The organism is Rhodococcus sp. EPR-147 (assembly GCF_001647185.1).
Lineage (GTDB): Bacteria > Actinomycetota > Actinomycetes > Mycobacteriales > Mycobacteriaceae > Rhodococcoides.
Map to the genome: position 1 here is coordinate 1 of NZ_LVCU01000396.1, position 10,875 is coordinate 10,875.

General features: G+C 65.0%; 11 protein-coding genes and 1 pseudogene. 5 read left to right on the plus strand and 7 right to left on the minus strand.

The features are described from left to right. Window positions 1-19 precede the first annotated feature (19 nt). Window positions 20-760 carry a succinate dehydrogenase iron-sulfur subunit gene (locus tag A2J02_RS17740; protein ID WP_082899527.1) on the plus strand — a complete coding sequence of 247 codons (741 nt, stop codon included), beginning with the start codon at window positions 20-22 and terminating at the stop codon, window positions 758-760. A 62-nt stretch (window positions 761-822) separates the two neighbouring features. Here the strand turns inward: A2J02_RS17740 and A2J02_RS17745 are convergent, their stop codons facing one another. The 4 genes from A2J02_RS17745 to A2J02_RS17760 form a co-directional block, all read right to left on the minus strand. Continuing rightward, window positions 823-2,028: an acyl-CoA dehydrogenase family protein gene (locus A2J02_RS17745; RefSeq protein WP_068051685.1), complete on the minus strand. Its 1,206-nt coding sequence runs from the start codon at window positions 2,026-2,028 to the stop codon at window positions 823-825. A 97-nt stretch (window positions 2,029-2,125) separates the two neighbouring features. Beyond that, the gene (locus A2J02_RS17750) at window positions 2,126-2,908 is read right to left on the minus strand and encodes an ATP-binding cassette domain-containing protein (RefSeq protein ID WP_068051706.1); all 783 of its coding nucleotides are present in this window, start codon (window positions 2,906-2,908) and stop codon (window positions 2,126-2,128) included. Window positions 2,909-2,910: 2 nt separating this feature from the next. After that, on the minus strand, window positions 2,911-3,969 hold the full coding sequence (locus A2J02_RS17755) for an ABC transporter permease (protein ID WP_068051688.1): 1,059 nt from the start codon (window positions 3,967-3,969) through the stop codon (window positions 2,911-2,913). Between the two features lie 29 nt (window positions 3,970-3,998). Then, on the minus strand, window positions 3,999-5,000 hold the full coding sequence (locus A2J02_RS17760) for a substrate-binding domain-containing protein (RefSeq protein ID WP_068051690.1): 1,002 nt from the start codon (window positions 4,998-5,000) through the stop codon (window positions 3,999-4,001). A gap of 118 nt (window positions 5,001-5,118) precedes the next feature. On the opposite strand from A2J02_RS17760, the gene A2J02_RS17765 reads away from it, so the two are divergent. Genes A2J02_RS17765 through A2J02_RS17775 form a run of 3 tightly spaced genes read left to right on the plus strand, consistent with a single transcriptional unit; the run spans window position 5,119 to window position 7,580 of the window. Beyond that, complete coding sequence (locus A2J02_RS17765) at window positions 5,119-5,439, plus strand: hypothetical protein (protein WP_068051693.1); 321 nt, start codon at window positions 5,119-5,121, stop codon at window positions 5,437-5,439. A gap of 24 nt (window positions 5,440-5,463) precedes the next feature. Then, window positions 5,464-6,933, plus strand: a complete 1,470-nt coding sequence (locus A2J02_RS17770) for a sensor histidine kinase (protein ID WP_068051709.1) — start codon at window positions 5,464-5,466, stop codon at window positions 6,931-6,933. Then, on the plus strand, window positions 6,918-7,580 hold the full coding sequence (locus A2J02_RS17775; RefSeq protein ID WP_068051697.1) for a response regulator transcription factor: 663 nt from the start codon (window positions 6,918-6,920) through the stop codon (window positions 7,578-7,580). The genes A2J02_RS17770 and A2J02_RS17775 overlap by 16 nt, the downstream gene beginning before the upstream one ends. Window positions 7,581-7,616: 36 nt before the next feature. Here the strand turns inward: A2J02_RS17775 and A2J02_RS27790 are convergent, their stop codons facing one another. Then, the gene (locus A2J02_RS27790; RefSeq protein ID WP_156516275.1) at window positions 7,617-8,009 is read right to left on the minus strand and encodes a hypothetical protein; all 393 of its coding nucleotides are present in this window, start codon (window positions 8,007-8,009) and stop codon (window positions 7,617-7,619) included. A 255-nt stretch (window positions 8,010-8,264) separates the two neighbouring features. On the opposite strand from A2J02_RS27790, the gene A2J02_RS17785 reads away from it, so the two are divergent. After that, entirely contained in the window at window positions 8,265-9,575 is a 1,311-nt protein-coding gene (locus A2J02_RS17785) for a D-alanyl-D-alanine carboxypeptidase family protein (protein WP_068051703.1), read from the plus strand. On the opposite strand, the gene yhjD is transcribed toward A2J02_RS17785, so the two are convergent. Then, window positions 9,576-10,595 (minus strand): inner membrane protein YhjD, encoded by a 1,020-nt coding sequence (gene yhjD, locus A2J02_RS17790; protein WP_068051712.1) that lies wholly within the window; start codon window positions 10,593-10,595, stop codon window positions 9,576-9,578. A gap of 84 nt (window positions 10,596-10,679) precedes the next feature. After that, window positions 10,680-10,875: pseudogene (locus A2J02_RS17795) on the minus strand (tryptophan--tRNA ligase); the annotation flags it as partial.

Genomic DNA, 10,875 nt, shown 5'->3' on the forward strand with positions numbered 1-10,875 from the left:
GAAGTCCAACGAGTCCGATCTGCCACCCGTCCCCGAGGGCGCGGTGATGGTCAACCTCAAGATCGCGCGCTTCAATCCCGAGAGCGGTGACGGTCAGCGCTGGGACACCTTCCAGGTCCCCACACTGGCCACCGACCGTCTGCTCAACCTGCTGCTGTACGTGAAGGGCTACCTGGACGGCACCCTGACGTTCCGTCGTTCGTGCGCACACGGTGTCTGCGGCAGCGACGCGATGCGGATCAACGGTGTCAACCGTCTCGCCTGCAAGGTGCTCATGCGCGACATGCTCCCCAAGGACTCGTCGAAGACGCTGAACATCACCATCGAGCCCATCAAGGGTCTGCCGGTGGAGAAGGACCTCATCGTCGACATGGAACCCTTCTTCGACGCGTTCCGCGCCGTGAAGCCGTTCCTGATGACGACCGGCAACGAGCCGACCCGAGAGCGGATCCAGTCCGCTGCGGACCGCGCCCGCTTCGACGACACCACCAAGTGCATCCTGTGCGCGTGCTGCACCACCTCGTGCCCCGTGTTCTGGAGCGACGGCAGCTACTTCGGTCCGGCTGCCATCGTCAACGCACACCGGTTCATCTTCGACAGCCGTGACGAGGGTGCAACCGAGCGTCTGGACATCCTCAACGACGTCGAGGGTGTGTGGCGTTGCCGCACCACCTTCAACTGCACCGACGCATGCCCTCGCGGCATCCAGGTGACCAAGGCGATCCAGGAAGTCAAGCGAGCGTTGCTCTTCGCACGCTGACAACTCCCCCCGCAGTCGAAAGGCCCCTTCGCACACGCGGAGGGGCCTTTCGACGTTCTACGTCAGACGAACGCGCCGAAGCCGGTCACTCCGCGGCCGACGATCAGATTGTTGATCTGCGCGGTTCCCTCGTAGGAGTACAGGGCCTCGGCATCGGCGAAGAATCTGATGACGTCGTGCTCGATCAGAATTCCGTTGCCGCCCAGGATCTCTCGGGCCCAACCCACCGTCTCGCGCAGCCGCGTCGTACAGAACGTCTTCGCGAGCGCCGCATGCTCGTCTTGGTGGACGCCGTTGTCCTGCAACTGAGCGACACGAATCGCCATCCCGAGCGCGGCGGTGATGTTCGCCGTCATGCGGGCGATCAGGTCGGAGATCAGCTGGAACGAGGCGATCGGAGATCCGAACTGTTCGCGTTCGCGCGCATACGCCACGGCCCGCTCGTACGCGCCCATCATCACGCCCACGGCTTGAAAGGCCACTCCCCCGCGCGTCAGCCGAAGCACCTTCGCAGTGTCGGCGAACGAGTTGGCCTCGGCAAGCTTGTTGCCGACCGGGACTCGGCAGTTCTCCAGATGGATGTCGGCGTTCTCCACCGCGCGGAGCGAGTACTTGCCCTCGATCTTCTCGGCCCGGAAGCCTTCGAATCCTTGCTCCACGACGAAGCCCTTGACCTCGCCGTCGGCCTCGTCCTTGGCGAAAACGATGGTCAGATCGGCGAAGGTGGCGTTGCCGATCCACCGCTTGCTGCCGTTGAGGATCCAGTGATCACCGTCGAGGCGGGCAGTGGTCTCCAGCCCGCCTGCGACATCGGAGCCACCGTGCGGTTCGGACAGGCCGAACGCGCCGATCTTCTCCATTCGACGCATGGCAGGCAACCACCGTTCGCGCTGCTCCTCGGAGCCCAGAATCGAGATACTGCTCATCGCCAGCGAACTGTGCACGCTGAACATCGTTCCCGTCGACGGATCGACCCGCGCGAACTCCATTTCGAGCCAGCCGGTGAGCAGCTTGCGTGAGGCCTTGCGGTCCTCGAATGCGTAACCGAGACCGGCGATTTCGAGTTCGGCGATCTTCGGCATCAGGTGCACCGGAGAGGTGGCCTTCTCCCAGAATTCGTTCGCCCTCGGCGCGACCTCGTCCTGCAGGAACCGACGGGTACGCAGGACCACCTCGATCTCGGCGTCGTCGAGCATGCTCTGATATCCGAAGAAATCGGATTCGAGATAGTCCGGCGACAGTGGTCCGAGGGGCTCGTGCTCGCTCATGTTCGGCTCCTTCGTCTGGCACCTCCATCGGGCACCGCTATCGGTCTTCTACCCGCCACGCGCGATTCTCACGCATGGGCCCGCGGCCGCGGACCGGTCAGCGACGCAGTTCGTCGGAGAGGGTCTCCAGTTCGTCGCCGCCCGCCATTTCCTTGGTGAGATCGTCGAGGGAGATGTCGTCGTGCGCGCAGTCCAGCGTCTGACGTCCGCGATCGAGGAGGACGAAGTGGTCTCCGACCATGTACGCGTGGTGAGGATTGTGGGTGATGAACACGACGCCGAAGCCCTTCTCCCTGGCCGCGGAGATGTATCGGAGAACCATGCCGGATTGCTTGACGCCGAGAGCGGCGGTCGGCTCATCGAGAATGAGCACTCGCGCACCGAAGAAGATGGCGCGAGCGATCGCCACGCACTGACGTTGACCGCCGGACAGTGAGCCGATGGGGGCATCGACGTCGGGCAGATCGATACCCATCTTGCGCAGTTCGTCGATGGTTCTCGCGCGCATGGCGTGGGTGTCCAGGGTCTTGAAAATCTTGCCCCTGCGCAGCTCCTGGCCGAGAAAGAAGTTGCGCCACACCGGCATCAGGGAAACGACCGCGAGGTCCTGATAGACCGTCGATATGCCTTGTTCCACGGCCTGCTTCGGCGAGCCGAACGTTGTCGCCTTGCCGTCGACGAGCAGTTCCCCCTCCGACTGGCCATGCAGACCGGACATGATCTTGATCAGAGTGGACTTGCCTGCGCCGTTGTCACCGAGCACGCAGGTGACCTCACCGGCACCGACACGCAGGTCTATCCCGTGCAGCGCGATGATGTTGCCGTAGCTCTTACCGACGCCTTTGAGCTCGATCAGGGGCGTGTTCGCGGAAGACGTCATGGTCACCTTTTCGCCGCGTAGTTGCGGAAGGAGCTGTTCGCGATCACTGCGAACAGCAGCATCGCGCCGAGGAAGAACTTGAACCAGTCCGGGTTCCAGCCTGCGTACACGATGCCCTGATTGGTCATGCCGAAGATGAACGCACCGATGAACGCACCGACAGCCGTACCGTATCCACCGGTGAGCAGGCAGCCGCCGATGACGGCGGCGATGATGTAGAGGAATTCGTTGCCCACGCCTTGGCCGGACTGCACGGTGTCGAAGGCGAACAGCAGGTGCATGCCGACGAACCAGGCGCAGAAGCCGACGAACACGAACAGGCCGATCTTGACCCTCGTGACCGGGACGCCGACGGCACGCGCCGATTCCTGGTTGCCGCCGACGGCGAAGATCCAGTTGCCGACCCGGGTCTTCATCAGCACCCAGGTTGCGGCGAGCGTGAACACGATCCACCACACGACGGTGATGCGGACCGAGACCCCCAGCAGCGAGAACGAGGACGAGAAGAAGGCCTTGGCCGAGTCGAATCCCTCCATGTCCGAGATGGATGGGGTGGCGACCTGGCCGGTGACGAGTTTGGTGACGGCGAGATTGACGCCGGTGAGCATCAGAAACGACGCCAACGTGATCAGGAACGACGGAATCTTGGTCGTCATCACCAGGTATCCGTTGAGGAAACCGACCGCCAGTGCCAGTACCAGCGCCAGCGCCGAGCCTGTCCACACGTTGAGGTGCAGGTTGTAGGCCAGCATGGAGGCCATGATCGACGAGAACGTCACCGCGACTCCGGTGGAGAGGTCGAATTCTCCGCCGATCATCAACAGCGAGACCCCGATCGCCATGATGCCGATGGTCGAGGATGCGTACAGCACGGTCGCGAGAGCCTCGGGTGATCGAAACGGTGGTGCCACGATGCAGAAGAAGACGAAGATGGCGACCGCACCGAACAGGGCACCGATCTCCGGGCGAATCAGCAACCGCTGCAACGGTTTCTGCTTCTTGATTCGCTCATCGGTGATCACGGTGTGTTCGGACAGAGCCGGATCGGCCTGTGTGGACATGCTCTTCCTTCCGCGCCGAAGCGACGCACTCAGCGTGTGCCGTTGCGGGCGTACTCGGCGACCGCGTCGATGTTGGTCGAGTCGATGAACGCGGGCCCGGTCAGCACCGGGGTTCCGCCGCCGATCGTGTTGCCGTTGTTGAGGTAGAGCCACAGCGAGTCGACGGCCAGGTAACCCTGCAGGTAGGGCTGCTGATCGATGGCCCACGCCACGTCGCCCGACTCGATCGCGTCGACGAGTGCGGCGTTGGTGTCGAACGTGACGATCGTGGCGTCGCTGCCCGCGTTGTTCTTCGACTGCACCGCAGTCAGCGCGATCGGAGCGGCGAGGGCAATGACGTGGTCGATGGTCGGATCCTGCTGCAGCTTGGCGGTGATGGTCGACTCGACGGACGGCATGTCCTTGCTGTTGACGTTCAGGATATCGGTGGTGCCTCCGAAGCCCTGCGTCACGCCGGCACAGCGAGCCTCGAGGGCAACCGCCCCCTGCTCCTGGATGATGCACAGAGTCTTGCGGGCACCGTCATCGGTGAGCCGCGCACCCGCGGCCTCGCCGGCGATGGTCTCGTCCTGGCCGAAGTACTGCTGGACTCCCATGTCCTTCCAGGACTCGTAACCGGAATTGAACGCGACGACCGGTATCCCCGCGGCGGTCGCTACTTCGACGGCGGGGGCCATCGCGTCGGGTTTGGCCAACGTGACCGCGATACCGTCGACCTTCGAGTCGATCGCACTCTGGACGAGGTTGGCCTGGTTGGGCGCTTCGGGGTCTGCGGAGTAGCGCAGTTCGATGTTGTCCTTGGCCGCGGCGGCCTCGGCACCCTTTCGAACCAGATCCCAGAAGGTGTCGCCGGGAACCTCGTGCGTGATCATCGCGATCGTCGCCGACGGAGTGTTTGCCACTCCCGCGTTGCTTCCGTCGTCGGACGATCGAGGAGCACCACCGGTGCTCGAACAAGCAGCGACCGTCAGTGCCGCGACCGCACAGATCGCGCCGACCGCGATCGGTCCGCGCCTTTGCCGAACCCTCATTGCATTTCCTCTCGAACAACCGACAAGCATTCGGAACGACACGGGACCTCGGACGACATGAGAGAACTCTCATCTCCGATTCACGTAGCCACAATCCGCCGTCATCAGACTCGACCGTGTGCGAACCATCATCGTCTCGGCCCTGGGTCTGCTCACGCTCGGCGTGCTCGTCGTGGCATTGCTGACGACTCGATCGACGGGCGAGCAGACCCCGTTGCCCGCACCCATAGTCGCACCCGCCGCACCCGTGCAATCCGCCCCGGGTACTCCGCAACCCGTTCCCGGTGCACCACAGCCGGGCGAGCCCGCGCCCAGCACCGCGCCGACCGCCGCGCCACAGCCGGTGGCACCGGACGGATTCGTGCCCCCGCCGCCGCTGCCGCCTGCCGACTGGGACGATGACTTCGACGACGACTGGGATGACGATGACGACGACTGATCCTGCTGCAAGACCGACCACGTGATGCGGACGCGACTGCTTGCCCTACGCCCGACCAGCGCCAGGAGCCGCATCTTCTCGTGGGTCCTGTTGCTGGTGTTGGCGTCTCTGGCGGCCGTCACCGTCACCACCTGGCTGCTCATGATCCGCGCCACCGACAACCGCATGCGCGAATCGCTGCGCACCGAGCTCGCCGAGTTCACCACCCTCACCGACGCAGGCGTCGATCCCGGAACCGGCGCACCGTTCGACGACATCAACGACGTGCTCCGCGTGGTGATCACCTACAACCTCGCCCGCCCCAACGAGAAGTTCCTGGGCTACGTGGACGGCGCTTTCGCCGTGCAGAGCAGGCAGCAGGCACCGGTGCGACTGTCCGACGACAACGGCTTCACCGCCGAAGTCGGGACCGTCACCGCGCCCGTCGAGGGTTCGTACTCGAGCGCCGCAGGTGAAGTGGTGTACCTCGCGGTGCCGGTCTCTCTGGCGGGCGACCCGGTGACCGGGGTCGTGATCGCCGCGTACTTCGCAGATCAGGAACGCGCCTCCGCCGACGAGACCGCGACCTTGATGCTCGTCGTCGGCGGCGTCACCTCGGTGCTGGCGGCAGTGGGGGCGTGGTTGGTCGCGGGCCGCATCATGTCGCCGATCAGACACATCACCGCAACCGCCAGAACGATCACCGAGACCGACCTGTCCGGCCGAATCACCGACGCCAGAACAACGGGTCGAGGCGACGACATCGGAGCCCTGATCGACACACTGAACTCGATGCTCGATCGGATCGAGTCCGGCGCGGCCAGTCAACGCCGATTTCTCGACGACGCGGGCCACGAACTCCGCACTCCCATCACCATCGTCCGCGGCCATCTCGACGTGCTCGACCACGACGACCCCGTCGACGTGCGCGATACCGTCGCGCTCGTCGACGACGAACTCGATCGGATGAACCGGCTCGTCGCGGACCTGTTGCTGCTCACCCGAGCCGACCAGACGAGCTTCGTCAACCCCGTCGTCACCGATGTCGACGCGCTCACCCGAAGCGTGTTCGACAAGGTGACCACCCTCGCCGACCGGGAATGGGTGCTCGAGGCCAGCGCGACCGTCCACGCGCCGCTCGACGCACAACGGCTGACCCAGGCGCTGCTGGCGTTGGCGGACAACGCAACTCACCACACGATGCCCGGCAGTCGTGTCGGCATCGGATCCCAACTGTCCGACGGTGACATCCGGTTCTGGGTCACCGACTCGGGCCCGGGAATCGCGCGCGACGAGCAGGAACGAATCTTCGAGCGCTTCGCCCGCGGTCGCAACGGAACCAGACGCACCGAGGGCGCGGGGCTCGGGTTGTCCATTGTCACCGCCATCGCACAGGCCCACCGCGGACGGGTGAGTGTCGGCAGCGCACCGGGGCACGGTGCCACGTTCACCATCACGATCCCACTGACCGATTCCGTTCCCTCGCAGAAAGATCGACCATGGCCCGCATCCTGATCGCCGAAGACGAACCCCGCATCGCCTCGTTCGTCCAGAAGGGGCTCCGAGCGAGCGGCTTCAGCACGACCACCGTCTCCGACGGTAGATCCGCTTACGAACACGCCCGCAGCGGTGACTTCGATCTGGTGGTACTCGACATCGGTCTGCCGAACATGGACGGCTTCGAGGTACTGCAGCGACTGCGCGGAGAGCAATGCGAGATACCGGTGATCGTGTTGACTGCGCGCGACAGCGTCCACGACGTGGTGTCCGGTCTCGAGACCGGCGCCGACGACTACATGGCCAAACCGTTCCGGTTCGAGGAGCTGCTGGCGCGCATCCGAGTTCGCCTGGGCACCAAGAGAACCGTCGACACCACTCAGCTCACCGTCGCCGACCTCACCCTGGACCTGCGTACTCGACGAGCTGTGGCGGGAGACCGCACTGTCGACCTGTCGGCCCGTGAGTTCGCCCTCGCCGAGACCTTCATGCGCCACCCGGGCCAGGTCCTCTCGCGAGAGCAACTCCTGTCGCAGGTGTGGGGCTACGACTTCGACCCGGGCTCCAACGTCGTCGACGTCTACGTCCGCTACCTCCGGGCGAAATTCGGTGCCACACGAATCGAGACCGTCCGCGGAATGGGGTACCGACTGTCCGAGACATGAATGGCGTCGGCCGGTGCCGACGCCACTGCTCGAGTCTCAGTCGTCCCGGTCGTTGTCGTCGTCCCGATCGTCGTTGTCGTCGTCCAGGTCGTCGTTGTTGTCGTCGCTGCGATCGTTCAGATCGTCCCGGTCATCGTCGCGATCGTCCCAGTCGTCGTCGTAACGGTCGTCCAGGTCGTCGTTGCGATCGTCCCAGTCGTCCCAGTCGTCGTCGTAACGGTCGTCCGAGATCCGGTTCGTTGCGGGCTGCTGGGGCGCTGCCGGCGGGTTCGAGGCCGAATCTGCCTCCGACAGAGGCTGTTCCACCGAGCTCGACGACGGCCGCTGCTGGGCGGGGCCGTCGTCGGCGATCGCGAGTGCGCCGACGCTTCCGAGGGTGACGAGAACGGCTGCTGCACCGACGATCATGAACTTTGCCGGCATTCTCATGACTGCTCCTTCGATTCGAGTTCTGTGGGCCACCGTTTCGGTGATGACTCAACGATCGCTGTCGAACGTGAGAACCGAAGGAAGACAACATGAGCGAGTTCTCATTCTGGTGGCGGGCGCGTGCCGCTGCGCGAGGGGCTGCATTCGGCCGTCGCCGCTGACGATGTCGGGACGAGGATCGGAGTGGTCGTTCGGGCGACGCGCGCCGGTGGGTCGCCACGTCGACCGACCCCCGAGCGCCTATGGTGATTCGCGATGAAAAGGATTCGAGTGTGCGTGGCCGCGTCGGCAGTGTCGATGATTCTCGTCGGCTTCGGCTGTGGACCGGCTCTGGCACAACCTGCCGCCGAGCCACCGGTGGTGACGACGACACCGCCGTTCACGACGCCCGACACCGACAGCTGCCCCTTCGCCGCATCACCGCCCCCGGCGATCGACCTGTCCGAGGTACCGGCCCCTGGAAGCACTGCCCCGCAACCACTCCCGATTCCCGCCGAGGCCGTCGGCGGGGATCGGCTCGCCGAGTGTGGAGCGGTACTGCCGGACGGGGCTCCCCCGTTGCCCGCGGACATCTCGGCCACCGGGTTCGTGGTGGCCGACATGGACTCGGGCTCCGTTCTGGTCGCCAAGGATCCGCACGGGCGGCATCGGCCGGCGAGCACGATCAAGGTGCTGCTCGCACTCGTTGCCCTCGACGAGCTGAACCTGGATACCCAGATCACCGCGACCGCGGAGGACGCCGATGCAGAGGGCAGTGCCGTCGGCATCGGCGAGAACGGTGTGTACACCAATCTCCAATTGATGCAGGGACTGGTGATGGCATCGGGAAACGATGCAGCGCATGCGTTGTCCAGGCAGCTGGGCGGGGACGCGGCCACCGTGGACAAGATGAATGCCAAGGCCGCAGAACTGGGTGCGCTCGATACGCGCACCGCCACGCCGTCGGGTCTCGACGGTCCCGGCATGGCGAGCTCTGCCTACGATCTGGCGTTGATCTACCGCGCGGCCATGCGTGATCCGACTTTCGCGCAACTGATTTCGACCGAGACGGTTCAGTTCCCCGGCTACCCGAAGGATCCCACGACCCCGGACGACCAGGACCGGCCCGGGTTCACCCTCTCCAACGACAATCAGTTGCTCTACAACTACCAGGGCGCACTCGGCGGCAAGACCGGGTACACCGACGATGCGCGCCAGACGTTCGTCGCAGGAGCAGAGCGGGGCGGTCGACGCCTCGTCGTGACGATCATGAAGGGAGACGTGCTGCCGATCCGGCCGTGGGAGCAAGCGGCCCGCCTGTTGGACTACGGGTTCGCTCTCGATTCGAGCCGCGGCGTCGGCGAGCTCGTGGAGCCGCAGTCGACGTCCGCGGTGACGAGCACCCGAGCGCCCGAGGCCACGCCGACTCTCGCCCAGCCACCGGCATCGGCGTCGGGGTCGAGCTCCCGCCAGTCCGAGATGCAGGCTCAGGGCGACACCGTCGTTCGCATCGCGATCGGTGTCCTCGGGTCGATCGTGGTGATCGGGCTGTTGTGGGGCGCTCGGCGTCTGTCGCGCAACCGCTGATCAGCGACGCCGGTTGCGCAGTCCCGCGAAACCGAGAGCTGCGAGGGCACCGGCACCCACCAGAGCCAGACCGCCCGTGACGCCCGGCCCCTCACTGACCTCGACCCTCGTGTTGATCACCGCCGGCTCCGGGGCCGGAACGTGGGCTTCGGCCAAGCTTTCTCGAGTCGTCGCGGCGAACGACGTGGAGAACAACACGAGACGCGACGTCGTGAACACGAACACCAGCAGACCGATGATCGGTCCGAAGACCACTCCTGCAGGACCGCTCGTCACCGAAGCCAGGTAGAGGGCACCGAGCTGCTTGAAGATCTCGAATCCGACGGCAGCGAGCAGCGCACCTTTGGCTGCGCTGCGCCACGACACCGGCTCGCGCGGCAGCCTCGAGATCACCCAGGTGAACAACGCCCAGGTACCGGCCAGCGCAAGTAGAACGGAGAACACGCGCAGTGCGACGCCCACTCCCGGAACGGAATCGAGATTTGCCCACTCGAGAATGCTGCGCATCAGGCCACCTCCGGCCAGTGCCGACAACGCCAACGACAGCACGAGCGCGGTTCCCAGCCCGAGCAGCGCGGCGAAGTCCTTGGCCTTGGTGGCCAGAAATCCGCCCTGCTCGTGCTGGCTCTCCCACATCGCGGTCAGCGCCTCGCGCAGGTTGGCGATCCAACCGAGACCCGCATACAACGCACCGAGCAGACCGATGATGCCGACGCTCGTCCGAGACTCGATGGCCGTCTGGATCAGCGAGTTGATCGTCTCGCCGAAGCTGCCCGGCACGTTCTCGGCAATCTGCGACTGTATCTCGGCAAGCCACTCGGGCTGATTCACCAGCACGAACCCGGCGATCGCGAATGCGACCATCAGCAGCGGGAACAGGGCCAGCACACTGAAGTACGTCATGCCGGCCGCGTAGTAGTCGCCCTTCTGACCCTGGTACCGCTGCGCAGCGACAACAGTGTGATCGAGCCACGGCCACCGGTTGCGCCGGTCGTCGAGGATCGCCTTGAAATCTGGCATGGCACTCGCCTTCTCGCTGTTGTCGGCTGCTGTCGGATGGTGTCGCCGCATCGCAGCACAGCGAAACCCGGTGTGTCGAAAATGCTATGCGCCAGGCGGCAAGAAACCCACCCGGTCGTACACCTGAGCAAGCGTTCGACTCGCCACTTCCCTGGCTCGATGCGCACCGGACGCGAGGATGCGGTCGAGTTCGGCCACATCGGCCATGAACCCGTCCATCCGCTCCCGCAGCGGAACGACGAACTCGGTCAGAACGTCGGCGGTGTCGGATTTGAGGTCG